Source organism: Haemophilus haemolyticus (genome assembly GCF_003493605.1).
GTDB classification, from domain to species: Bacteria; Pseudomonadota; Gammaproteobacteria; order Enterobacterales; family Pasteurellaceae; genus Haemophilus; species Haemophilus haemolyticus_J.
The window spans coordinates 89701-113266 of the sequence record NZ_QQKA01000002.1 but is presented as its reverse complement, the minus strand read 5'-3'; the positions used below and the strand labels follow the sequence as shown (position 1 = coordinate 113266).

Below are 23566 nucleotides of genomic sequence, written 5' to 3'. Positions count from 1 at the left end.
TTTGCGATTAAAATTCTAACGATTTTCTAGTGCTTTTTTCACTGGGGCAAAGCTACGACGATGTTGCGGTAACGCGCCTAGTTCAGCTAATTTTTCCAAATGTAATTTGGTCGGGTAGCCTTTATGCTGGGCAAAAGCATATTCTGGATATTGCTTGTCTAATTCTTCCATTTCTTGGTCTCGTGCCACTTTCGCCAAAATAGAGGCTGCACTGATTTCCGCTACAAGGCTATCACCTTTTACGACGGCTTGCGCTGGAATATCTAAATCTTTTGGGATCTTATTGCCATCAACCAACACAAAGTGCGGTTGAATTTTTAAAGATTTTACTGCCCGAGTCATTGCCAGCAAGGAGGCTTGCAGGATATTTATCTCGTCAATTTCGTTAGCTTCTGCTCGTCCTAATGCCCAAGCAAGGGCTTTTTCTTTGATTTCTTCAGCAAGGGCTAAACGTTTTTTCTCTGAAAGTTTTTTAGAATCAGCTAGGCCTTCAATTGGCTTATTCGGATCTAAAATGACGGCAGCCGTTACAACGGCCCCAACTAGAGGGCCTCGCCCAACTTCATCAACGCCAGCGATCAATTCATAGCCTTGTGGATATTCAAACATTTTCTTTTCCTTCTAATAAATCAATGACCGCTTGAGCCGCTTGCTTATCGGCATTGCATTGAATTTTTTGGTGTAAATCCGTGAAGTGCTGAATTAAAACATGGCGATTTTTTACCGCACTTTCATCATCTGAAAGATAAGCAGATAGTTTTTCAGCAAGCAATTCTGGCGTGCATTCTTCTTGAATCATTTCAGGCACGAGCATTTCATTCGCAAGCAAGTTTGGTAAAGAAATATAATCGGTTTTCACTAAACTTTTTGCTAAGAAATAGGTCAGTGGTTTCATTCGATAGCCAACCACCATGGGTGATTTACAAAGCATTGCTTCAAGCGCAGCTGTTCCTGAAGCAAGCAATGTTGCATCAGCTGCGATCATTGCTTGTCGTGCATTACCATCAATTAAATGCAGGTCTAGATTTGGCGCAATTTTAGCTTTAATGGCTTTAAATTGAATTCGTCGTTTTTCGTTCACTAAAGGAACGAGGAATTGTAAATCAGGGAATTGTTCTTTTAACAATAAAGCCGTTTTCAAGAAAGGCTCAGCCAGAAACTCCACTTCTGAACCACGGCTTCCAACTAAGATTGCTAAATAGCGCTGTGCGGGATCAATCTGTAGCATTTGGCAGGCTTCGGCACGGTTTGGTTTGAGCGGAATAGCGTCTGCCATTGTGTGTCCAATAAAACGGCAAGGTACGTTAAATTTATCGTAAAAAGCTTTCTCAAAAGGCAAAAAGGCAAGAACTTGATGAGTTGCTTTGGCAATTTTATGGATGCGATTTTGACGCCATGCCCATACAGAGGGGCTAACGTAATGAATAGTTTTAATTCCGTTGGCTTTTAGTTTAAGTTCTACATCCAAATTAAAATCAGGCGCATCAATGCCGATATAGACATCAGGTTTTTCTTGCAACATGGCTTGAATGACATTTTTGCGAATTTTCAACAGACGAGGAAGATGTTTCAAAATTTCAGCCAAACCCATGACTGAAAGCTCTTCCATATCGACAAGCGTCTCACAGCCTTCAGCCAACATTCTTGGGCCAGCAATGCCAATAAAGCGAGCATTAGGATAATGAGCTTTGAGCTGGCGAATTAAACTAGCACCGAGAATATCACCAGATACTTCTCCAGCAACAAGAGCAATGGTTGGATTTGTTTTGTTCATCAAATTTATCCTAAAAAATAACCGCACTTTGGCGTGCAAAGTGCGGTTGAAAACAAAGATACTTTATTAACGAATAATACCGCGAGTTGAACGTTTGAAAAATTCAACAAAGAAACTGATCGCTGAATCGGTTTCTGCAATTTGCTCAATTTCTGGTAACACTTCTTCAAGTGTTTTACCGCTACGATAGAGCATTTTATAAACGTTACGGATTGCGTGCATAGTTGGTTTATCAAAACCACGACGTTTTAAACCTTCTAAGTTTACGCCAAATGGACGGGCGTGGTTGCCTTGTGCCATAACGTAAGGTGGTACATCTTGGCTTACCATAGAGCCACCGCCTAACATGACGTGTGCACCAACGATTACAAATTGGTGAATTGCTGACATGCCACCAACAATCACGAAATCATCTAATTCTACGTGACCAGCAAGCGTTGCATTGTTTGCTAAAATACAGTTGTTTTTAATTTGACAATCATGTGCAACGTGAACATTCACCATTAATAAATTGTTATTGCCAATAGAGGTTACGCCACCGCCTTGAATCGTGCCACGATGGATTGTCACGTGTTCACGGATTCGGTTGCCATTACCAATAATCGTTTTGGTTGCTTCGCCGTTATATTTTAAATCTTGGTTCACTTCACCAATGCTAGCGAATTGATAGATTTCGTTATCTTCGCCAATAACTGTATCACCACGTACAACAACGTGAGATTTCAATACAGTGCGAGCTTTAATTTCAACAGTGCCTTCAACAATACAGAAAGGCCCAATAAAAACATCTTCGCCAATTACCGCACCTTCTTCAACGAGGGCAGTTGGATGGATTTTTGCATTTGGGTGGATCATATTTACCCCCTTAATTAACGACGAGCGCACATTAGTTTTGCTTCACAAGCAATTTCGCCGTTTACGGTTGCAACACCAGTAAATGCAGTGATGCCACGGCGTTCTTTAATCACTTGAACGTTTAATTCCATTTGATCTCCAGGTAACACTGGGCGTTTAAAGCGCGCTTCATCAATCCCTGCGAAATAGAATAATTCACCGCCTTTTAATTCGTGAGTTTTAAAGGCTAAAATACCCATTGCTTGTGCCAAAGCTTCTAAAATTAAAACGCCCGGTAAAATAGGTTCGCCAGGGAAGTGACCTGTGAAACAAGGCTCATTGACGCTAATATTTTTAATCGCTTTTAACCATTCGCCTTCTTTAAAATCCAATACGCGATCCACTAATAAAAATGGATAGCGATGTGGTAATAAAGTCATAATTTCTTTTGATTCGATCACTCTTGGTTGTTGTTCTGACACGTTGATACCTTACAAAAAATAAACAAATAAAATCTCTCGGATTATACGATATTTATAGCTAAAAATAAAACGCACTCAATATAGCCTAGTGTTTAGGACGAATATCAATGGCAGGATCGTCATCTTTACGATATTTTTCATCAATTCGTTTTTGCAATCCAAAGTCATTTTTATCCGATTCGTTAGAAAATAAATCTTCTGTTTGCATTAATTGAGGATTTTTAATACCTATCCAATTTGCGATCCCTTCTAAGAAGTTTAAACCTGATTTAAACACCTTATATTCTTTGCGTTCGGTGTCATCTGACGAAATTTTGAATAGCGGAATATTATGATGTTCTCGGCTGAAACAGTTTTGATTGAACAAAAGTATATTGTTTTTTTCATCTTGTTGGTGGCACAAGCCGTGATCTGAGAAATAAATCATTGAGAAAGTGCGGTGATTTTTCTTCGCGTTTTCTGCAAGCTGATCATATACACGTTTTAAAAATTCATCAGTTTTCTTAATAGACGACACATAGCAATTTAAGTAACCATATCTCGGATTAAGATCTTTATCATCAAAGATTTTTGGATAATCTTCGACACGATCGCAAGCCATTGGGTGTGAGCCATAAATATGCAACACAACAAAACGTTTTCCTTGAACAGGATCTTCTAATACTTGGGCGAATTTTGGTAATAAATCAAAATCACTAAAGTTAGTAGAATTAAAGCTCCCGCCTTTTTTCAAGAAAAAGGTTTCATCAGATTTTGATGCAAGGGATGAAACTGGCGTATCAAATTCACCGAGCATACCTTGATTAGAAAGCCAATAAGTTTTCACGCCTGCAGATTTGATGAGATCGACTAAACTCAAACTGTAATTGGGTTCCCATTTTTCTTTGTTAGGAAGGGTTAACATAAGTCGAAGTGAGGCAACAGTATTTGTTCCCGCTGAACGGAAACCATCAATCAATGTGCCTTTAGCGCTAGACATAAAGGGCGTGTTTTCAATCGGATAGCCGTAGGCATGGTGATAATCTTTCCGCGCACTCTCACCAAGAACAATCACATAATCATCATAGCGTGAATTTTCTAATGTTGATTTTCCCCAGTTATCAGATTGGGACATTTGTTTGAGTTTTTGCACTTCATCTACAATTTTTAATGTGGAACTTACTGTTTCTTTGATCGGTTCAGCAAGCGGCATGTTGTAAGCAAAAAGCAATGTCGCCAAGGCTATAAATGTTTTATTACGATAAAATTTTATGCCAAATTTCACCGCACTTTTGTACTGAAGAAAAATAAAAATAGGAATAGCGAAAGCAATTAAGTAACTACTCACTGGGATTTGCAATAGAAATTCCTTCGTTTCTAACATATCTGTCGCGAAAAGCGAGGCGATATATTGATAGCTTGGCGGACCAAAATTTAGCCCCGTAGGCGTATAAAAAGCATGCAGTAATGCAAGCGGTAGCAAAATAAAATAGAAGGATTTTTTACTGCTGCTTAATAAGAGAATAGTTATTGTCGCAAGCAGAATGAGAGCCACACTTGGTTCTGTAAACATTCCAGAACCGATTAAAATAAAATAACCCGCTAATGCGGCACAAATCACCGCAAAAAGTGCGGGCAAAATTTGGCTTGTTTTTTTCGTGTTCATAATTGTCTTCCCTGAAAAGAAAATGTCGCTATTATCCACCTTTCACTCAGAATTTCCATATTTAACTTCTTCACTCTTGAGCGGTTATTTTATAGAATAAGCCAATTTTTTAAGCCAGAAGGAAAAAACAATGAGCCAACCAATTTATAAACGTATTTTATTGAAATTAAGTGGTGAAGCATTACAAGGAGAAGATGGTTTTGGTATCGATCCTGCGATTCTCGATCGTATGGCTGTTGAAATTAAAGAATTAGTGGAAATGGGCGTGGAAGTCGGTGTTGTTCTTGGTGGTGGCAACTTATTCCGTGGCGCAAAACTAGCAAAAGCGGGGATGAATCGCGTGGTGGGCGACCATATGGGAATGCTTGCTACGGTGATGAATGGTTTGGCAATGCGTGATTCTTTATTCCGTGCTGATGTGAATGCTAAATTAATGTCCGCTTTCCAATTAAATGGTATTTGCGATACTTATAACTGGTCTGAAGCAATCAAAATGTTACGCGAGAAACGCGTAGTCATTTTCTCTGCGGGAACAGGAAGTCCATTCTTTACCACTGATTCTGCTGCTTGTTTGCGTGGTATTGAAATTGAAGCTGATGTTGTGTTGAAAGCGACTAAAGTTGATGGCGTATATGATTGTGATCCTGCGAAAAATTCTGATGCAAAACTTTATAAAAATTTAAGTTATGCAGAAGTGATCGATAAAGAATTACAAGTGATGGACTTAGCTGCGTTTACTTTAGCTCGTGATCATGGCATGCCGATCCGAGTATTCAATATGGGTAAACCTGGTGCATTACGTCAAGTAGTGACTGGTACCGAAGAAGGAACCACTATTTGTTAGTGAATGTTGAAAAGTAAAACGGTAGGAAAATTCCTACCGTTTTTGTTTGGCTCTAGCCTAGAGATTATAACAATCCGCCTTGACCTAATGCTGGGTCAGTTTCACGTGCTTTTAATGCATCTTCAACTGTTAAGCCCAATGCTTTTGCAACGCCTTCACCATATGCAGGATCACACCAGTGACAGTTACGGATATGACGGTATTTGATGAAATCAGGTGCATCACCCATTGCAGCTGCAGTATTGTTGAACAATGCTTGTTTTTGCTCTGGATTCATTAAGTTAAATAATGCACGCGGTTGGCTGAAGTAGTCGTTATCATCGTTGCGATAATCCCAGTGTGCCGCATCGCCATTGATACGAAGTGGTGGCTCAGCAAAATCTGGTTGTTGTTGCCATTGGCTGAAGCTGTTTGGCTCGTAGTGTGGCAAGCTACCGTAGTTACCATCTACACGACCTTGACCATCACGTTGGTTGCTATGAACAGGGCAACGTGGACGGTTTACTGGAATTTGGCGATAGTTCACACCTAGACGGTAACGTTGTGCATCCGCATAGTTAAATAAACGAGCTTGTAACATTCTGTCAGGACTTGCACCGATACCCGGAACCAAGTTACTTGGTGCAAATGCAGATTGTTCTACATCAGCGAAGAAGTTTTCTGGGTTACGGTTTAATTCAAATTCACCAACTTCAATTAATGGGTAGTCTTTTTTCGGCCATACTTTGGTTAAGTCGAATGGATGATAAGGCACTTTTTCCGCATCTGCTTCTGGCATAATTTGTACAAATAATGTCCATTTAGGGAAATCACCACGTTCAATTGCTTCATATAAATCACGTTGATGGCTTTCACGGTCATTTGCAATAATTTCTGCAGCTTCAGCATCTGTTAAATTTTTAATACCTTGTTGAGTACGGAAGTGGAATTTTACCCAAAAACGCTCGCCCGCTTCGTTCCAGAAACTATAAGTGTGAGAACCGAAACCGTGCATATGGCGATAGCTTGCAGGAATACCACGATCACTCATTACAACAGTGACTTGGTGTAATGCTTCTGGTAATAATGTCCAGAAATCCCAGTTGTTAGTTGCTGAACGCATATTAGTACGTGGATCGCGTTTTACCGCTTTGTTTAAATCTGGGAATTTACGTGGATCACGTAAGAAGAATACTGGCGTATTGTTACCTACTAAATCCCAGTTACCTTCTTCAGTATAGAATTTTAATGCAAAACCACGAATATCACGCTCAGCATCTGCTGCACCACGTTCGCCTGCCACGGTAGTAAAACGTGCAAACATTTCTGTTTTTTTGCCCACTTCACTGAAAATTTTTGCACGAGTATATTTAGTAATGTCGTGTGTCACAGTAAAAGTACCAAATGCACCAGAACCTTTAGCGTGCATACGACGCTCAGGGATTACTTCACGTACGAAATCAGCTAATTTTTCGTTAAGCCATAAATCTTGTGCAAGTAATGGACCACGTGGACCAGCTGTTAAGCTGTTTTGATTGTCTGCAACAGGGGCGCCATTTCCCATAGTTAGGTTAGTAGACGATAAATGCGAAAAAGGGCATTGAGAACTCATTATTAACTCCTTGTATGTATGAAATAAGTAGGGTTGAAATAAATTTCGTAAACATCATACAAAAAGGTTTTAACGATTGAAATCTATCAAATCAATCAAAAAAAACTATGCAAGGTGACAAGAATTTTGAGATTAGATGTATTTTTATTGGTTTTATTATGCAACAAAAAAGCCTTGAAATTTAAAATTCCAAGGCTTTCTCATAAACTGGTGGAGATAATCGGGATCGAACCGACGACCTCTTGAATGCCATTCAAGCGCTCTCCCAACTGAGCTATATCCCCATAAAAGACAGCAACATGATAAAATTTGACTATGTGGCTGTCAATACGATTTTATTATGCGTTTGTTATCCGATTAAATATTAAGCGTTTTGTGCATGAATAAAATCAATAGCACGCTGAATACGCGCAAGTACGCGATCTCTGCCGATACCGACTAGGGTAACATCCATTGATGGCGATTGACCAGAACCTGTCACAGCGACACGTAATGGCATACCAACTTTACCCATGCCCACTTCTAGTTCAGCAGCCGTTTGCTCAATCGCTTCGTGAGTAGAATGCAAATCCCAGCTAGAAAGTGCGGTTAATTTTTCTTTCACTTTTGCAAGCGCTTCGGCAGCATTGCCTTTGAAATGTTTTTTCGCTGCGGCTTCATCAAAGGTTTCAAACTCTTCAAAGAAGTAGCGGCTTGAACTAGCCATTTCTTTTAAGGTTTTGCAACGTTCCGCAAGCATGGTGACTATTTCAGTTAATGCAGGACCATTGCTTGTATCAATACCTTGATCTTTGTAATGCCATTCAAGGTGTTTAGCCACGTATTCTGGTGGTAATTCACGGATATAATGTTGATTCAACCATTGTAATTTTTCGGTATTAAATGCGCTAGCTGATTTGCTAACGTGATCTAATTCGAAATAGTTGATCATTTCTTCGCGACTGAAAATTTCTTGGTCGCCATGTCCCCAGCCTAAACGTACGAGATAGTTGATTAAAGCTTCTGGTAAGTAACCATCATCACGATATTGCATGACGCTCACTGCGCCATGTCGTTTAGATAATTTTTGACCATCATCTCCATTAATCATGGAAACGTGCGCATAGGTTGGAATTGGTGCACCAATTGCTTTTAAAATATTGATTTGGCGAGGCGTGTTATTGATATGATCTTCGCCACGTACCACATGAGTGATGCCCATGTCCCAGTCATCTACAACTACGCAGAAGTTATAAGTTGGTGAACCGTCTGTACGACGAATAATAAGATCATCAAGCTCACTGTTGCTGATTTCAATACGGCCACGTACGGCATCATCAAATACTACCGAGCCTTCAGTTGGATTTTTAAAACGTACAACGTGGGGTTCATCAGGTGAATGGCTGTGATCGTGTAAGCAGTGACGATCATAACGTGGTTTTTCTTTATTTTGTTCTTGAGTATGACGAAGTTCTTCTAAGCGATCTTTAGTACAATAGCAACGATATGCTAAGCCTTGTTCAATCATTTCATCGATCACTTGGTTGTAACGATCAAAGCGTTTAGTTTGGTAGTAAGGGCCATGTTCCCACGGAAGATTTAACCATTCCATGCCTTCAATAATGGCAGCCGTTGCTTCTGGTGTTGAACGCTCTAAATCAGTGTCTTCAATTCGTAATACAAATTCGCCGTTATTATGTTTTGCGTATAACCAAGAATAAAGTGCGGTACGTGCGCCACCTACATGTAAATAACCTGTAGGACTAGGCGCAAAACGAGTACGCACTTTTACATTTGGATCTAAATTAAAAGGAGCATCTAGTTTCATTTTTATAACCTATCTTCAATAAAATATTAGTCGTTATTCTACTACGACTTGTTTGACTTCTAAATAAAAAAGCGGATTTTATGCTTATTTTTACAACAATTAAACAAAATTTAATAAAAAGGTATTGACTGAAAATGCATTCTCCCTATAATGCCAACCCACAACATTAAGGGCGATTAGCTCAGTTGGGAGAGCACCTCCCTTACAAGGAGGGGGTCACTGGTTCGAGACCGGTATCGCCCACCACTTCTCTAAAAAGTGTTCTTGATGTTGCTAAGTTTGACCTAGCGGGCGATTAGCTCAGTTGGGAGAGCACCTCCCTTACAAGGAGGGGGTCACTGGTTCGAGACCGGTATCGCCCACCACTTTTCTAAAGTGTCCTTTCCGCTCAAACTTTCCCTTTATATTTAAACGCTTTCTAGTGGGCGATTAGCTCAGTTGGGAGAGCACCTCCCTTACAAGGAGGGGGTCACTGGTTCGAGACCGGTATCGCCCACCACTTAAAAGTGTTTAAATAAACCGAAAATTTAGGGTTTTACCTTAATATTATCGGGCGATTAGCTCAGTTGGGAGAGCATCTCCCTTACAAGGAGGGGGTCACTGGTTCGAGACCGGTATCGCCCACCACTTTATTTTCAAATTATCCAAATAATTTTCTTTTCTCGTTCAATCTATTACGTTTACGTGATAAAGTGCGCAGACATTGTCATGTCTCATTTTAGTCTGTTATGCATCATAGGGAAAATTCATGATTGCTTATATTTTCTTAGCTTTATTCACAATTGCGGCAGTGATTTTTATCATAAACTCTCATTATCGTTGGACTTATTTCTTTGCTATTACGCTTTTTACTTTTTTATTTGGCGGCATGCTTATGGTTTCCAGCCAATGGCAACGTGCTTTAAATTTTTCATCTGTGCTTTTTGTGGTACTGATGTTATTTCATCGTTTAAAAATTCATTATTACAAACAACCTTTGTTAATTTCAGATTTCTTTCTTGTGGTGGATTGGCGAAATTGGGAAACCTTAATTCATTATAAAGGTGCATTGTTTGGCGTTATTGGGCTACTTGCGTTATTAGGTTATGCGATTTTTGGTTTTAATGATGTCGAGTCTTTAGGGCTATTAGGTAACAGCATTGGAGCGTTATTGTTTATCCTTAGCTTTAGCTTGATGTGGCATTATTCTAAAAAGCCAAGTGCGGTGCAAGTTTGGTTAGATTCTTTGCCTGATGATGGTCGAGATGTGTTTTTAAATTTACCAATGTCTTGCCGAGGTATTTTTTTCAAGGTGCCAAATTTTGATGGTAATAGCCAAAATTTTATTGAAAAAATGACCGCACTTTCATCTGATACAAACAACCTATCTGAAACAAAACCCGATATTGTTGTAACATTAATGGAATCCACGCTGAACCCTCATCAATTTGCTTTTAGTCAGCAATCTATTCCACCACTTTCCATGTTTGAACCCCAAAATGATACAGTATTTGCTTCGCCGTTGCGTGTGCATACTTTTGCTGGCGCAACGTGGAAATCAGAATTTGCTTTTTTAGCCGGTGTGCCTTCGACCGATTTTGGCGCGTTAGCAAGTGGCGTTTTTTATTCTGTTGTACCGCACTTGCAATCAGGTTTAGTGAAAAATCTAAAAGCACAAGGATATTTTTGTGTTGCCTTGTCGCCTTTTACAAAAGGTAATTACAATGCGAAATCCGCTTATGATCATTTCGGTTTTGATTTGATGTTACAGCCTCAAGATCTTGGTTATCCTGCGCCTATCAGTAAAAATCTTTGGGATATTAGCAGTGAAGAAATGATGAAGTACACCCGAATGATTTTGGAAAAACAACATCCAGCATTAGAAAATGTGGAGCAGCCAATGTTTGTTTATGTATTGACTATGCGTGAACATGGTCCATATGAATTGGGCATGGAAAATACATTTAATCTTCAAATGCCTAATTTAGGGGCTAAAAGTATTTCTGCATTGAATGACTATACTCAACGAATTGTCGCCTTGAATGAGGCGATTGAAGAAATGAATAACTATTTACATGAACGTAAAAAACCTTTTGTGCTAGGCTATTTTGGCGATCATCAAGTAGCATTTGATAATGTTATCCCTCCAAAGAAAGGGGATTATGCACAACCTGATTATGTGACACAGTTTGTTGTAAGAAGTAATTGTAGTCGTCAATTTAAGCAAGAACAAAAGTTTTTAGATCTTGCTTTTGCTGGAGGTGTCTTGATGAATGTAGCTGGATTATCAGCAGATGATGAATTTATGAAAGCGAATATGGCAATGTGCAAATTGAGTAATGGCAAATTAGAAGATTCTTCTGATATTCAGCTACTCAATGATTATCGCCATTATTTATACCAAACATTGGCAATTGCCCGATAATTTTCTTAGATCGAGCATTATTGCTCGATCTGCTCTCTAATTTCATCCAAGGTTGAAGCTAATTGCGCACCAACTAGCACCACAAGCCAACTTATTTGAATCCACAATAACATAATTGGTAAAGTTGCCATTGCACCATAAATTAATTGATAAGAGGGAAAAGTGACGATATACCAAGTAAATGCTTGTTTACCAAGAGTGAAAAAAATTGCAGCAAGAAATGCACCATAAGCTGAATGCTTAATTTTCACTTTTTTATTCGGTACAACCGTATAAATAAGCGTAAAAATAAACCAAGTAAATAAAAAAGGCACAAAACTGAGCAATTTTAAACCTAATGATAAATGTTCCGATTGTTCAAACATTATTTTAATATACGAACTGATCCCAATACTCACGCCAATAATAAGTGGGCCAAGTGTCAAAATCATCCAATAAATGGCAAAAGAAGAAAGCGGAGGGCGAGATTGACTATTGTGCCAAATACTATTTAGTGTTCGGTCGATGTTATTAATTAGCATCAAGGCAACGGCAATTAAACTCACAATTCCCACCGCACTCATTTTCTTTGAGTTTGATACAAATTGATCGATATATTCGCCCACCATATCACTCGCTGATGGTGCAAAATTAGTGAAAATCATTTCTTTCAATTCTCCTGTCACTTCATTGAATACAGGAAAAGCAGAGAAAATAGAAAAAATAACCATAACTAAAGGAACCATTGCTAACATTGTGCTATAAGTCAATGCACCAGCGACTTGATTAAGTTTATTTTCTGAAAAACGTTTCCAAAATAATAATCCAAAATTTTTTAATGAAATCATAGAAATCTCCCACAACAATGTTTAAATTTTTTACCCGAACCACAGACACAAGGTTGTTTCATTGTCGGTAATGATACCGTTGGATCCACAAAATACCAACGCTCTTCAATTTTCACAAAAATTGACCGTTCTTGATGGACTTGCTCACGCTCTTCACCTTGAAAAATCGCTTTAAATTCCACCGCACTTTGAGTTTTTGTAAGGCGTTCCGTTTTTAGAATTTCTAATCCTAGCCACACGGTATTATCCGCCCATTCTTGCAATAAACTAGTTTCTAATAAAGTTTGTTGGCTTGGTACAGTTGTTGCAACAATATAAGGTATATTTTTTAAAACGTAAGCCGTATAACGTGAACGCATAAGTTGCTCTGCCGTTTCGGGAAATGCTTGTTTTAAATGAAATTTTCCACAACAATCTGCATAATGATGACCAGATTGACACGGACAATTTTCTAAAGAAAGTGCGGTTGAAATTTCTGACATATTTATCTCTGTTGTTTGAATTTCGATACTTGCGATCGAATTGAGCGTTTAAAGGCTTCGGCTAATACTTCAATCTCTAATGCTACATCTAATTCAGCTTCATTTTCGGGTGCGGATAACAAGCGATTTAAATGGCGAATTGTTATTTGCGGATAAGGACGGGAGAGTAATTTTAGTTCATCGTTTTGCTTAATTATGCCTGTTTCAATAATACGAACATACCATCCACTAAGCCCCGTTTGATAAATAATATCACGTGTATTTTCGTTTTCTGTATTTTTTGATAAACGTTCGCAAGGTTTGCGTGGCTGGGACACTTCTAAAATGGTTGAACCGATTTGATAACGATCGCCAATGCAGACATTGTCTTCATTCAAGCCTGATACGACAAAATTTTCTCCGTATGTCGCAGTATCCATATAAGAAAAATCTTTATTTAATAAAGTATTTAATTTATTAAAAGAATCTGCCGACATAAAAAAGAGAGCTTTATCTACACCACCGTGATGTTTTTTTAAACCAACATCGTTTCCTTCCGCACCAAGAGAATGAATTTTTACCGATGGCACAACTTTTTTACGAATCGCGCTTTCATACTGACTTCCATCGGAAAAGGTTAGGGTTTCAACTTGTCCCACTTTTATAACTAAAATTTTTGCATTCATTTTATTTTTCGCTTGTTCTAGAAAAAATTTACGTGGAATTATAACCGAAAACGTTTAACTTTTTGACCGCACTTCTTTTTTTACTTATTATTCGTTATCAGAAAAATGAAAAGGAAATAATGAAAATGTTTGAAAGAGAAAACAAAATTTTCTAAAAATGTTCTATTTCTTTTCTTTACAATAAGATTTTTCCTAAGGGCGAAATCATCACGTTCAATGATAATAAGGAGATTTATTATGTCAGACGTATTTCACTTAAACCTCACTAAAGCACAACTTAAAGGCGCAACACTCGCTATTGTTCCTGGCGATCCTGCGCGCAGTGAGCGTATTGCGAAACAACTTGATAACCCAGAGTTTCTTGCTAGCACGCGTGAATTTACTTCATGGTTAGGTTATCTTAATGGACAACCTGTTGTGGTATGTTCTACAGGTATTGGTGGGCCATCAACATCAATTTGTGTAGAAGAACTTGCTCAACTTGGTGTTCGCACTTTCTTACGTATTGGCACGACGGGTGCAATTCAACCACATATTAATGTTGGCGATGTTCTTATCACAACCGCTTCTGTTCGCTTAGATGGCGCAAGCCGTCATTTCGCACCGTTAGAATATCCCGCTGTGGCAAACTTTGAATGTACAACCGCACTTTATAATGCAGCGAAAGCAAAAGGTATCGAGCCTTATGTAGGTGTAACTGCATCATCTGATACATTCTATCCAGGTCAAGAACGTTATGATACCTATAGCGGTAAAGTATATCGTGATTACCAAGGGCTACTTAAACAATGGCAAGATTTGAATGTAATGAACTACGAAATGGAATCCTCAACATTATTCACTATGTGTAGTGCATTGGGTTTACGTGCAGGAATGGTTGCAGGCGTGATTGTAAACCGTACTCAACAAGAAATTCCAAATGAAGCAACAATGAAGCAAACAGAAGAAAAAGCGGTGTCTGTTGTTATCGCAGCCGCTCAGGCGTTGTTAAGTTAATGTCTTTTAATTGAAAGAATAAAGCCTTGTTTTCACAAGGCTTTTTTATTAGGTTTCAAACATATTATTTAGTATTACAAAATCATTTTCACCAATTTATCCGCTTTAATCCGTGCAAATTTTTTCAGAAGTTTTTGCACTGGTTCTGGGTATTGATTCAATTCTTCTAATTCAGTGTAATGTTTTAATACTTTTGTATGTTGGCGAATTTGGTTTTGTTCTTTTTCCACTTGGGCTAAAAGCTGTTGTTGCGGATCGTAAATTAATAAGCCATTTTCTGCATCCAAACGCCATGCTCGAGGGTTAAGATTATTACCCGTGAGTAAAATATAACAGTTATCTACCCACACACCTTTTAAGTGGTAAGTATTGTCGCCATCACGCCATAAACGCACCACAAGCTGACCATTTTCAATTTGAGTCTCAAATTTTTCACAGAAACGACGAAGATTACTTTCATAAAGATAAGGTAACGCCCCCGCCATTTTGAATGGTTGTTCTGGTGGAATATAAAAATCGTTTGCGACTTTATCGCCAACAATAATTTCTACTTGTTTACCGTTTTCCAACAACATCGCTATTTTATGTTGCAATGTGCGTGGGAAATTAAAGTATGGCGTACAAATCACCAATTTTTCTTGCACTTGCAAGAATAAATCTTCAATTACTTGATTTAATTCATTGCCTGATGCGCCTAAGCCAAACAGTGGCGATATGCTTAAAACATTCGGTAATTTCACCGCACTTTTTAATGAATATTCTCCATTTTGAGCAAGGTCTTTGCGATAAGCACGAATATTGCCGCGGATCTCTTTGGTGCGAGGGCGGTTGGTAACATCAAGTGGATAAACTGCACTGAAATCTAACAAGTAATCATTGATGAAATTTACCATCGAATCAGCCAATTCTGCATTAGCAATTTTTTGATAGCGGTCGTAACGATATTTTTCAAATTGATGAAGATAGACATTATTAATGCTTGCACCGCTATACAGCACCGTATCATCAAATACAAAGCCTTTAACGTGCAATACACCAAAAACTTCTCGCGTGTTAATTGGCACGCCAAAGAACATATTTGGATCGTCAGGTAACTGATAAGTTTGGCGTTGCTCGCAATACCAATCTGCATTGGTGGCCGATTTTTCTGCACCTAATAAATTGCGTTGTGCGCGATGCCAATCTATGAGAATTTTTACATCCAAGTGTGGATTTTCTTGCTTCACGCGATAAATTTCATCGAGAATTTCCTGCCCCGCTTCATCTTTTTGCCAATAAAGTGCGGTGACATAAATGCGTTTTTTTGCGTTTCTGATTAATTCAATAATTTGAGTTTTAAATTCAGTCGGGCTACCCAAAAATTCAATTTGCTCAGCTTGCAAAGCAAGGAATGGCAAATTATTTAAATTTTGTTCAGCTCGTTTGGTTTTATTGATTAACATAATCCATCTCGTGATTAAAGACTAGTGCGTTAGTTTACAATATTTCACGTGCTTATTAATAGAAAAAAGGCTTTTTTTCGTTATAATGCTCACAAATTTTAGCATTTTTTGACTAAATAATAGCCATTTTAATTCAGGAAAATCCTATGAACGACAAACGCAAACCGTCTTTTCAATCCGCCGGCAGAACCTTTCAAGAACGCTCTGTGGGGGAAAAGTATCGAGAAAAACCAACTCAAAATCGACCGCACTCTAATGATAAATTTAATGGAAATAGAAACGAAAAATCTCGTTTTTCTCGTGATAAACAAGAAGTGAAAGAAACTAAAATTACGCAACTTTCTTTATCTCGTGCGCCATCAAATAAAAATGCAGAACAACCTAAGGTTCAAGTGACGATAAAAAGTACGGGTACGGTTTATAAAACAAAAGAAAAGAAAACGGGTGCGCTTTCTCCTCGTGCGCCTGAAAAAATTAAGAAAAACCGTGCGGAAGAAATGAAAGTTTACGGTGAAAATGCCTGTTTAGCTTTATTTGCAGAACGCCCTGAAAGTATTGTTCGATTGTGGGCAACCGTACAAATGTCACACAAAATTGGCGAAGTATTGAGTTATTTAGCCGAAAACAAAAAGGCTTATCATATTGTAGATAGCGAAGAATTAGCTCGAGTGAGCGGAACAGAACATCATGGCGGCATTTGTTTATTAGTGAAGAAACCGCGTGCTTTCACGTTGCAAGGATATTTGGATATTCCTCGTAACGAGGATTGTTTAGTGCTATTAGACAACGTGAATAATGCGCAAAATATTGGTGGCGTATTGCGTACTTGCGCTTATTTTGGCGTGAAAAATATTGTCGCTGATAATGTGGAAAATCTGTATTCGGCAGCCTCAATGCGCGTAGCAGAGGGTGGTGCGGAATATATTCGTGTGTTAGAAACGGATTATATTGATTCAGCTTTAATGCAATTACGTAAGTCAGGCTATCAAATTATTCACGTATCGCACAATAAACAAGGCGAGCCGTTGGATAAAGTGCGGTTAAAAAATAAAGTGGTTTTTGTGCTAAGTGAAAGTTCTACGGAAAGTTTAGCGACACCAGAAGACACGCAAGTGCGTTTAACGCTCGCAAGCCCAATTAAATCAGGCCTAAACATTGCGGTGAATGCGGGTGTGTTGTTAGCGAAGTGGTATTTTAGATAGTGTATGATTAAAGGGGAAAATGATTTTCCCTTTAAAATTTCAAATAAAAGTCTTTAGTCAATTCAATAAACGCTTCAGTATATTGATTATCCTCATCATAAATCACCAATTGATCTTGCATTAAAACTTCTGGCTGTTTGGCAAAGGTAAGTAGCATTCTTTGGGGCGTTTTTCCCACTTTAGTAATGACATTTGTCTGTTTTATGCAAAAAAGTGCGGTGGATTTTGTGAGCGTTTTGCCTGCCTCATAAGGCAACACAAAACTTATTGTTCCATTTTCCGATAAACGCGTGGCAGCCCATTCTAACCAATTTAAGTGGCTTTGCTTGGTATAACGAGCCAATTCTCGTTCCTCATTTTTACAAGCAATACCTTGTTCAAAATAAGGTGGATTTGCCACAATTAAATCAAAGGTTTGTTCAGTGGTTTGTAAAAAATGTTGTATATCCGTTTGAATAAGTTGAATGCGATTTTTCCATACTGAATTGTTGATGTTGTCTTGTGCTTGTTTTGCGGCAATAGAATCCAACTCAACCGCTTGAATTTGGCAGTTTTCTTTTGTTCGTTGCGCCAACATTAAAGCCAACAATCCAGTGCCACTGCCCATATCTAAAATATTTTTACAATGTTTTACATCTGCCCAAGCACCTAACAAAATGCCATCAGTGCCGACTTTCATGGCACAAGAATCTTGATTGATATGGAATTGTTTAAAGGTAAATCCGCTCATAAATTTTTCGTAAATTGACCGCACTTTTAGGTGCTTTTCGGGTATAATTCGCGCCAATTTTAACAAAGAACCGCACAATAATGAATTTATCCCAATTTGAACAATTTGATCTTTCTCCTGAGCTTTTAAAGGCGCTTGAGAAAAAAGGTTATCCCCGCCCAACAGCTATTCAAATGGAAGCCATTCCAGCCGCAATGGAAGAGCGTGATGTATTAGGCTCTGCACCAACGGGAACTGGGAAAACTGCTGCTTTTTTATTACCTGCGCTACAACATTTATTGGATTATCCGCGTCGTAAACCAGGTCCGCCGCGTATTTTGGTATTAACGCCAACCCGTGAACTGGCAATGCAAGTGGCAGAACAAGCGGAGGAATTAGCTCAGTTCACCCATTTAAATATTGCGACAATTACAGGTGGCGTGGCGTATCAAAATCACGGTGATGTGTTCAATACCAATCAAGATTTAGTGGTGGCAACGCCCGGTCGTTTATTGCAATACATTAAAGAAGAAAATTTTGATTGCCGTTCCGTTGAAATGCTGATTTTTGACGAAGCCGATAGAATGTTACAAATGGGATTTGGACAAGATGCGGAAAAAATTGCGGCTGAAACCCGTTGGCGAAAACAAACCCTGTTGTTTTCTGCAACCTTAGAAGGTGAGCTATTGGTCGATTTTGCGGAGCGTTTATTGAATGATCCTGTGAAAGTAGATGCGGAACCAAGTCGCCGCGAAAGAAAAAAAATCAACCAATGGTATTATCACGCAGACAGCAATGAACACAAAATCAAATTGCTTGCGCGTTTTATTGAAACTGAAGAAGTGACGCGTGGAATTGTGTTTGTTCGTCGTCGTGAAGATGCGCGTGAACTTTCTGAAACATTGCGTAAACGAGGCATTCGTTCCGCATATTTAGAAGGCGAAATGGCACAAACTCAACGTAACAATGCGATTGATAAATTGAAATCAGGTATTGTGACGGTATTGGTTGCAACGGATGTGGCGGCGCGCGGTATTGATATTGACGATGTAAGCCATGTGATGAATTTTGATTTGCCCTATAGTGCGGATACTTATTTACATCGAATTGGACGTACCGCGCGAGCAGGCAAAAAAGGCACGGCAGTCTCTTTTGTCGAAGCGCATGATTACAAGTTGCTAGGTAAAATCAAACGCTATACCGAGGAAATTTTAAAGGCGCGCGTTTTAGAAGGCTTAGAACCTCGCACTAAGCCACCAAAAGACGGTGAAGTGAAATCTGTAAGTAAAAAACAAAAGGCACGTATTAAAGAAAAACGTGAAGAAAAGAAAAAAACAGAGGCAAAGAAAAAAGTAAAATTGCGTCATAAGGATACGAAAAATATCGGCAAACGACGTAAGCCAAGTAACAGTCATATTTAATTAGGTGTGATTTAAATTCTGCTTGAGGCACATTTTTTGTGTGGGAAATTTTTTGATATTGCTTTAACGTTTTTTTTATAATAGAATTTTGACTCAACATAGTAGAAGTATATACTCAATTATGCTTATGCTTATGCTTGTATAGTATAGTTTTACTTTGTTCTAGTTCAATTTAATAACCCTAAATAATTAAGGATTCCTTATGAAAAAAAATTCATTAAAACAGTCTGTAATCGCTGTATTAGTAGGTGGTGCGTTATCAGCTTCGGCTTTTGCTCAAGAGATTAATACAGGAGATAATAGTGGTGCAGCTTTTACTAAGGGTGTTCGAAATTCACTTGTTGCTGCTATTCAAGGAAATTCGCAAATTTTAAATGGCTTTAAAAAAGACGAAAAAATTCTTGCTGTTAATAATAGTGGTAATTTAGAAGAAAGAAATGCAACTGAAGATGATGTAAACTCAGATCCATTGAAAGGCAAAGGGGTTGTGAACTCTGTTTTAGAAAACCAAGCTGGTATTAAAGCAAATGCAGATACTCTTGAGTTCTTAGGCGAGATTACAGGAAGTAATATTAATAGTCTGAAAAATAGAGTGGCTGATAATGAAGTTGATATCGAGGATTTAAAAACGAATTTAACCACATTAGGTGAGAGTACAAATACTGCAGTTAGCAATTTGGGAGAATATATTCAAAATGTAGATCAAGATGTTGCTGATTTAAACGAAACTGTTTTTGGCAATGACGGGTTACTTAATACAGTTGATTCACATACTGATGCTATTGCTGATCTGCAAAATCGTAATGATTACCGTGATTTAGATAAAGTAAGAAACTTAGTCACTGGAGCAGAACGCGGTGTAGCGAAAAACGCCTCACGTATTACAGATATTCGTAATAAACAACTTCTTCAAATTGAGCGTTTACGTAATCATAGTGACAGAATTGGTGTGAATGAAGGTGCAATCGCAACTCACACAGCGGCAATCGCAACTCACACAGCGGCAATCGCAACTCACACAGCGGCAATCGCAACTCACACAGCGGCAATCGCAACTCACACTCAACGTCTTGATAATTTAGATAACAGAGTAAATAACCTTAATAAAGATCTTAAACGTGGTCTTGCTGCTCAAGCTGCATTAAATGGTTTATTCCAACCGTATAACGTAGGTAAATTAAATCTTACCGCTGCTGTAGGTGGTTATAAATCTCAAACTGCAGTTGCTGTAGGTACTGGTTATCGTTATAACGAAAATATCGCGACTAAAGCAGGTGTTGCTTTCACTCGTGGTGGCAGCGCAACTTATAATGTTGGTGTAAACTTTGAATGGTAATTAGATAACTAATTTTCCATAACAGAAAATAAATACCTGTTTTTGAGTAATATCAGAAACAGGTATTTTTTATGTGCAAAGAATTTTTAGATATAAACTGAAAAGAGTGCGGTAAATTTGCAATATGATTTTATAGTCTAGTTTTTTCGCCACCAAATTCATCTAATAAATTTTCGGTGAGTTTGGCTAAAATACCTGTCATCAGTACAAAATCTGCATCGAAACGCTGTGCAAAATCTTCTTTCAGAATATCATCATTTTTTTCGCGTACACTATCTGCAAATTTTAAACGTTTGAGGGTGCAATCCTCGTTAAAAACGAAAGTTAAGGTATCTTCCCATTCTAAGGATAATTTACTTACTACTTTTTTGCCATCTTGCAGAAGGGCGAGAATTTCTTCATTTTCTAAAGGTTGTTTTTTGCAACGGATAACGCTGTCTTCCTGACTGCCACGAAGCTCGGCTTCTTCCAATGCAATCAACCAATGCGGTAAAGTATCTTGAAGGATCCAATTGGTTAAAATCGTGCAGGGTTCATTGGCAAAGGCTAAAGGCACGACAGGGAGCGAACCTAAGGATTTACGCAGTAATGCGAGCGTATCTTCCGCGCGTTTACTTGATGCGGCATCAACATGAACAAGATTATTTTCCGTATCAATCCACAGTGCCGTATGCTGATTTTTACTAAACGCACGAGGTAATAAATTCATAACAACATCATCTTTTAATGTTTGTTTTTCTACCTTTTTAAGTTTGCGGTTTTCTTTTTGTTCAAGGCTTTCAATGCGTTCATCAAGTTCACGTTTGACCACGTTTGCCGGCAAGATTTTTTCTTCTTTTTTGGCGATTAATAGAATTTGTTTTCCTACAGAAAAATAGAGTAGATCAGAACCTCTTAATGGCGCAGACCAACCAAATTTACTTTGATCTTGAGCACCGCAAGGATGAAATTGACAATCTTCTAGTTGAGTTTGTAGCTGTGCAAGATCCCAATCTAGCGGTTTAGTCAGCCTATAAGTCATTAAATTTTTGAACCACATCGTAACACTTCCTTCAATATAGGGTAGAATGTACGACATTATAGCCCATAAAAGTAGGAAAAACGATGCAACACAAATTGATTGCCTTTATTGGCGGCGGCAATATGGCGCAGGCTATTATTCTTGGCTTGTTGAAACAAGGTTATCCTGCAGAGCAAATTATTGTGAACGATCCGAATCAGGAAAAAAGAGCATTCTTTGCCAATCTTGGCGTGGCAACTTCAGAAAATAATGTCGAAAGTGCAACCAAAGCTGAGGTTGTGTTGCTTGCGGTAAAACCTCAAATGATGGCTGATGTTTGTTCGCCACTAAGTGCGGTGGATTTTTCCAATAAATTATTAATTTCCATTGCTGCGGGCATTTCAACTGAACGCTTGAATGCATTAATTCCAAGTATAAAATCGATAGTGCGCGTCATGCCAAATACGCCCGCATTGGTAGGGGAAGGTATGGCGGGTTTATTTGCACCGAAAAATACGAGTGAAAATCACCGCACTTTTGCACAAGATTTATTGGGCGCTGTGGGAAGAACGGTTTGGGTGGATGATGAAACTCAAATGCACGCAGTAACCGCTGCTTCAGGAAGTAGCCCCGCTTATTTCTTTTTAATGCTGGAAGTAATGCAACAGGCCTTAATCAAAATGAATATTGATGAGAAAACTGCGCGTGAATTAGTGCAGCAATCTATGCTTGGTGCAGCAAAAATGGTGATAGATAATCCGCAAATTGCACTTTCAACTTTGCGTGAAAATGTTACCTCGAAAGGTGGCACCACTGCGGCAGCGTTAGCAGTATTTGACGCACAACATTTTAATCAAACAATAGAGCAAGCTATGCAGGCTTGTTTGTCTCGTTCACAAGAAATGGAAACTTTATTCTGATGCAAGTTCGTCCTTTTTATTGGCTCGCACTGAGCTTTCTTGGTTACTACTGCGCTTATGGCGTATTTTTGCCGTTTTTCCCTGCATGGTTGAAATCGCAACAATATGGTGAAGAAATGATTGGTTTGGTGATCGGGAGTGCTTATATTTTCCGATTTGCAGGCGGATTATTTTTTTCATCGCTGATTAAAAAAGCCAATCATATTATTAGTTCCTTACGTCTATTGGCGTTAGTATCGGCAATTATTATGGCGGCAATGAGTTTAGTTGCACATAATTTTTGGTTGTTGTTTATTGCTATCGGTTTATACGCCTCTGTGAATTCAGCGGGAATGCCAATTGGGGATTCGTTGGCATCCACTTGGCAACGCCAAATCGGCTTGGATTACGGGAAGGTACGCTTAATTGGCTCTGCTGCCTTTATTCTTGGCGTAGTGGTGTTTGGTGGCATGATTAGCTGGGTAGGTGAGCAAAATATCGTGTGGATTTTAACCGTACTTTTATCCTTCTATACCATCATTCAGCTTTTAAAACCGACGATTCCTCCAAAAGATGAAATACCTGAAAGTGGCGATCAAAATAATATTGGTTTTATTGCGTTACTGAAAAATCCTATTACATTGCGAGTCATGATTGCAGTAGGGCTGATTCAAGGCTCTCATGCGGCTTATTATGTTTATAGCACGATTTATTGGACAAGCATTGGGATCTCCGTTTCTCAAACTAGCTTACTTTGGGGCATTGGCGTATTAGCGGAAATTGTATTATTTTTCTTTTCTCGTCGCTTATTTCAAAATATTTCTATCAGTGTGCTGCTTTATATTTCTGCGCTTGCGTGCATTGGACGCTGGGCTGTAATGGGATATATTGAAGATTTTTGGTTGATATTCTTATTGCAACTTATGCACAGTTTAACTTATGCCGTGTGCCATTATGCGATTGTTCGCTATATCACCACCCAGCCGCAAAGCCATATTGCGAAGTTACAAGGTTTGTATAATGGTTTATCGAATGGTGTGCTCATTGCTATTTTCACTGCGATTGCAGGTATGATTTATCCAACGTCGCCAGCGATGACATTTGTATTTATGAGTATCATCGCGGCGGCAGCATTTTTTGTGATTCCACGCAAGTTAAATGCCTTTCTGATTGTTCAGCATAAATAGGACGCATCGCTTTCCTTGT

Annotated in this window: 21 protein-coding genes and 5 tRNA genes; 12 read left to right on the top strand and 14 right to left on the bottom strand. The window is 38.6% G+C overall.

Going from position 1 to position 23566, the window contains the following annotated elements:
• Positions 1-15: 15 nt before the first annotated feature.
• The 5 genes from rnhB to DV424_RS02120 form a co-directional block, all read right to left on the bottom strand.
• The gene (rnhB, locus tag DV424_RS02140; RefSeq protein ID WP_118858909.1) at positions 16-609 is read right to left on the bottom strand and encodes a ribonuclease HII; all 594 of its coding nucleotides are present in this window, start codon (positions 607-609) and stop codon (positions 16-18) included.
• The gene (lpxB, locus tag DV424_RS02135) at positions 602-1774 is read right to left on the bottom strand and encodes a lipid-A-disaccharide synthase (protein ID WP_118858908.1); all 1173 of its coding nucleotides are present in this window, start codon (positions 1772-1774) and stop codon (positions 602-604) included. Before lpxB ends, rnhB begins: the two co-directional genes overlap by 8 nt.
• Positions 1775-1840: 66 nt before the next feature.
• Positions 1841-2629: an acyl-ACP--UDP-N-acetylglucosamine O-acyltransferase gene (gene lpxA, locus DV424_RS02130; RefSeq protein WP_118858907.1), complete on the bottom strand. Its 789-nt coding sequence runs from the start codon at positions 2627-2629 to the stop codon at positions 1841-1843.
• Between the two features lie 14 nt (positions 2630-2643).
• Positions 2644-3048 carry a 3-hydroxyacyl-ACP dehydratase FabZ gene (gene fabZ / locus DV424_RS02125; protein WP_044233196.1) on the bottom strand — a complete coding sequence of 135 codons (405 nt, stop codon included), beginning with the start codon at positions 3046-3048 and terminating at the stop codon, positions 2644-2646.
• Positions 3049-3175: 127 nt separating this feature from the next.
• Complete coding sequence (locus tag DV424_RS02120; RefSeq protein ID WP_118858906.1) at positions 3176-4735, bottom strand: phosphoethanolamine transferase; 1560 nt, start codon at positions 4733-4735, stop codon at positions 3176-3178.
• A gap of 130 nt (positions 4736-4865) precedes the next feature.
• Between DV424_RS02120 and pyrH the strand changes: the two genes are divergently transcribed.
• Entirely contained in the window at positions 4866-5579 is a 714-nt protein-coding gene (gene pyrH, locus DV424_RS02115) for a UMP kinase (RefSeq protein ID WP_118858905.1), read from the top strand.
• Positions 5580-5643: 64 nt separating this feature from the next.
• Here the strand turns inward: pyrH and DV424_RS02110 are convergent, their stop codons facing one another.
• The 3 genes from DV424_RS02110 to gltX form a co-directional block, all read right to left on the bottom strand.
• Complete coding sequence (locus DV424_RS02110; RefSeq protein ID WP_118858904.1) at positions 5644-7170, bottom strand: catalase; 1527 nt, start codon at positions 7168-7170, stop codon at positions 5644-5646.
• A gap of 208 nt (positions 7171-7378) precedes the next feature.
• Positions 7379-7454 (bottom strand) — tRNA-Ala (locus DV424_RS02105).
• A gap of 80 nt (positions 7455-7534) precedes the next feature.
• Positions 7535-8977 (bottom strand): glutamate--tRNA ligase, encoded by a 1443-nt coding sequence (gltX, locus tag DV424_RS02100; protein WP_118858903.1) that lies wholly within the window; start codon positions 8975-8977, stop codon positions 7535-7537.
• Positions 8978-9147: 170 nt separating this feature from the next.
• Here gltX and DV424_RS02095 point away from each other — a divergent pair.
• The 5 genes from DV424_RS02095 to lpt6 all read left to right on the top strand — a co-directional run bounded on the left by DV424_RS02095 (position 9148) and on the right by lpt6 (position 11381).
• A tRNA-Val gene (locus tag DV424_RS02095) sits at positions 9148-9223 on the top strand.
• 43 nt (positions 9224-9266) lie between these two features.
• Positions 9267-9342, top strand: a tRNA-Val gene (locus tag DV424_RS02090).
• A 58-nt stretch (positions 9343-9400) separates the two neighbouring features.
• A tRNA-Val gene (locus tag DV424_RS02085) sits at positions 9401-9476 on the top strand.
• 52 nt (positions 9477-9528) lie between these two features.
• Positions 9529-9604, top strand: a tRNA-Val gene (locus tag DV424_RS02080).
• Positions 9605-9725: 121 nt separating this feature from the next.
• On the top strand, positions 9726-11381 hold the full coding sequence (lpt6, locus tag DV424_RS02075; RefSeq protein WP_118858902.1) for a phosphoethanolamine transferase Lpt6: 1656 nt from the start codon (positions 9726-9728) through the stop codon (positions 11379-11381).
• A 17-nt stretch (positions 11382-11398) separates the two neighbouring features.
• Here the strand turns inward: lpt6 and DV424_RS02070 are convergent, their stop codons facing one another.
• Genes DV424_RS02070 through DV424_RS02060 form a run of 3 tightly spaced genes read right to left on the bottom strand, consistent with a single transcriptional unit; the run spans position 11399 to position 13355 of the window.
• Complete coding sequence (locus tag DV424_RS02070) at positions 11399-12208, bottom strand: virulence factor BrkB family protein (protein WP_105881528.1); 810 nt, start codon at positions 12206-12208, stop codon at positions 11399-11401.
• The gene (locus DV424_RS02065) at positions 12205-12690 is read right to left on the bottom strand and encodes a YchJ family protein (RefSeq protein ID WP_118858901.1); all 486 of its coding nucleotides are present in this window, start codon (positions 12688-12690) and stop codon (positions 12205-12207) included. The genes DV424_RS02070 and DV424_RS02065 overlap by 4 nt, the downstream gene beginning before the upstream one ends.
• Positions 12691-12692: 2 nt before the next feature.
• Positions 12693-13355: an MOSC domain-containing protein gene (locus DV424_RS02060; protein WP_118858900.1), complete on the bottom strand. Its 663-nt coding sequence runs from the start codon at positions 13353-13355 to the stop codon at positions 12693-12695.
• Positions 13356-13592: 237 nt separating this feature from the next.
• On the opposite strand from DV424_RS02060, the gene udp reads away from it, so the two are divergent.
• A complete protein-coding gene (gene udp / locus DV424_RS02055) occupies positions 13593-14351 on the top strand; it encodes a uridine phosphorylase (RefSeq protein ID WP_053466211.1) in 759 nt (252 codons plus the stop codon).
• Positions 14352-14425: 74 nt separating this feature from the next.
• Here udp and pssA read toward each other — a convergent pair whose 3' ends face one another.
• Entirely contained in the window at positions 14426-15793 is a 1368-nt protein-coding gene (pssA, locus tag DV424_RS02050) for a CDP-diacylglycerol--serine O-phosphatidyltransferase (RefSeq protein ID WP_118858899.1), read from the bottom strand.
• 146 nt (positions 15794-15939) lie between these two features.
• Between pssA and DV424_RS02045 the strand changes: the two genes are divergently transcribed.
• On the top strand, positions 15940-16995 hold the full coding sequence (locus DV424_RS02045) for a tRNA/rRNA methyltransferase (RefSeq protein WP_118858898.1): 1056 nt from the start codon (positions 15940-15942) through the stop codon (positions 16993-16995).
• 31 nt (positions 16996-17026) lie between these two features.
• Here DV424_RS02045 and DV424_RS02040 read toward each other — a convergent pair whose 3' ends face one another.
• Positions 17027-17725, bottom strand: coding sequence for a tRNA1(Val) (adenine(37)-N6)-methyltransferase (locus DV424_RS02040; protein ID WP_192880625.1), 699 nt, complete (start codon positions 17723-17725; stop codon positions 17027-17029).
• 80 nt (positions 17726-17805) lie between these two features.
• Here DV424_RS02040 and srmB point away from each other — a divergent pair, with 80 nt between their 5' ends.
• Both srmB and DV424_RS08965 read left to right on the top strand, forming a co-directional pair.
• Entirely contained in the window at positions 17806-19125 is a 1320-nt protein-coding gene (gene srmB / locus DV424_RS02035; protein WP_118858896.1) for an ATP-dependent RNA helicase SrmB, read from the top strand.
• A 202-nt stretch (positions 19126-19327) separates the two neighbouring features.
• Positions 19328-20461, top strand: coding sequence for a YadA C-terminal domain-containing protein (locus tag DV424_RS08965; protein ID WP_239993567.1), 1134 nt, complete (start codon positions 19328-19330; stop codon positions 20459-20461).
• 130 nt (positions 20462-20591) lie between these two features.
• On the opposite strand, the gene rdgC is transcribed toward DV424_RS08965, so the two are convergent.
• Positions 20592-21500: a recombination-associated protein RdgC gene (gene rdgC / locus DV424_RS02020; protein ID WP_118858895.1), complete on the bottom strand. Its 909-nt coding sequence runs from the start codon at positions 21498-21500 to the stop codon at positions 20592-20594.
• A gap of 65 nt (positions 21501-21565) precedes the next feature.
• Here rdgC and proC point away from each other — a divergent pair, with 65 nt between their 5' ends.
• Together proC and DV424_RS02010 are read left to right on the top strand one after the other, a co-directional pair.
• Positions 21566-22381 carry a pyrroline-5-carboxylate reductase gene (gene proC, locus DV424_RS02015; protein WP_118858894.1) on the top strand — a complete coding sequence of 272 codons (816 nt, stop codon included), beginning with the start codon at positions 21566-21568 and terminating at the stop codon, positions 22379-22381.
• Entirely contained in the window at positions 22381-23547 is a 1167-nt protein-coding gene (locus DV424_RS02010; RefSeq protein WP_118858893.1) for a 3-phenylpropionate MFS transporter, read from the top strand. Before proC ends, DV424_RS02010 begins: the two co-directional genes overlap by 1 nt.
• Positions 23548-23566: the final 19 nt, after the last annotated feature.

Bases quoted from the DNA above. Each gene is read 5' to 3' on its own strand.
- rnhB (WP_118858909.1), bottom strand. From the start codon at position 609: ATGTTTGAATATCCACAAGGCTATGAATTGATCGCTGGCGTTGATGAA.
- lpxB (WP_118858908.1), bottom strand. From the start codon at position 1,774: ATGAACAAAACAAATCCAACCATTGCTCTTGTTGCTGGAGAAGTATCT.
- lpxA (WP_118858907.1), bottom strand. From the start codon at position 2,629: ATGATCCACCCAAATGCAAAAATCCATCCAACTGCCCTCGTTGAAGAA.
- fabZ (WP_044233196.1), bottom strand. From the start codon at position 3,048: ATGACTTTATTACCACATCGCTATCCATTTTTATTAGTGGATCGCGTA.
- DV424_RS02120 (WP_118858906.1), bottom strand. From the start codon at position 4,735: ATGAACACGAAAAAAACAAGCCAAATTTTGCCCGCACTTTTTGCGGTG.
- pyrH (WP_118858905.1), top strand. From the start codon at position 4,866: ATGAGCCAACCAATTTATAAACGTATTTTATTGAAATTAAGTGGTGAA.
- DV424_RS02110 (WP_118858904.1), bottom strand. From the start codon at position 7,170: ATGAGTTCTCAATGCCCTTTTTCGCATTTATCGTCTACTAACCTAACT.
- gltX (WP_118858903.1), bottom strand. From the start codon at position 8,977: ATGAAACTAGATGCTCCTTTTAATTTAGATCCAAATGTAAAAGTGCGT.
- lpt6 (WP_118858902.1), top strand. From the start codon at position 9,726: ATGATTGCTTATATTTTCTTAGCTTTATTCACAATTGCGGCAGTGATT.
- DV424_RS02070 (WP_105881528.1), bottom strand. From the start codon at position 12,208: ATGATTTCATTAAAAAATTTTGGATTATTATTTTGGAAACGTTTTTCA.
- DV424_RS02065 (WP_118858901.1), bottom strand. From the start codon at position 12,690: ATGTCAGAAATTTCAACCGCACTTTCTTTAGAAAATTGTCCGTGTCAA.
- DV424_RS02060 (WP_118858900.1), bottom strand. From the start codon at position 13,355: ATGAATGCAAAAATTTTAGTTATAAAAGTGGGACAAGTTGAAACCCTA.
- udp (WP_053466211.1), top strand. From the start codon at position 13,593: ATGTCAGACGTATTTCACTTAAACCTCACTAAAGCACAACTTAAAGGC.
- pssA (WP_118858899.1), bottom strand. From the start codon at position 15,793: ATGTTAATCAATAAAACCAAACGAGCTGAACAAAATTTAAATAATTTG.
- DV424_RS02045 (WP_118858898.1), top strand. From the start codon at position 15,940: ATGAACGACAAACGCAAACCGTCTTTTCAATCCGCCGGCAGAACCTTT.
- DV424_RS02040 (WP_192880625.1), bottom strand. From the start codon at position 17,725: ATGAGCGGATTTACCTTTAAACAATTCCATATCAATCAAGATTCTTGT.
- srmB (WP_118858896.1), top strand. From the start codon at position 17,806: ATGAATTTATCCCAATTTGAACAATTTGATCTTTCTCCTGAGCTTTTA.
- DV424_RS08965 (WP_239993567.1), top strand. From the start codon at position 19,328: ATGAAAAAAAATTCATTAAAACAGTCTGTAATCGCTGTATTAGTAGGT.
- rdgC (WP_118858895.1), bottom strand. From the start codon at position 21,500: ATGTGGTTCAAAAATTTAATGACTTATAGGCTGACTAAACCGCTAGAT.
- proC (WP_118858894.1), top strand. From the start codon at position 21,566: ATGCAACACAAATTGATTGCCTTTATTGGCGGCGGCAATATGGCGCAG.
- DV424_RS02010 (WP_118858893.1), top strand. From the start codon at position 22,381: ATGCAAGTTCGTCCTTTTTATTGGCTCGCACTGAGCTTTCTTGGTTAC.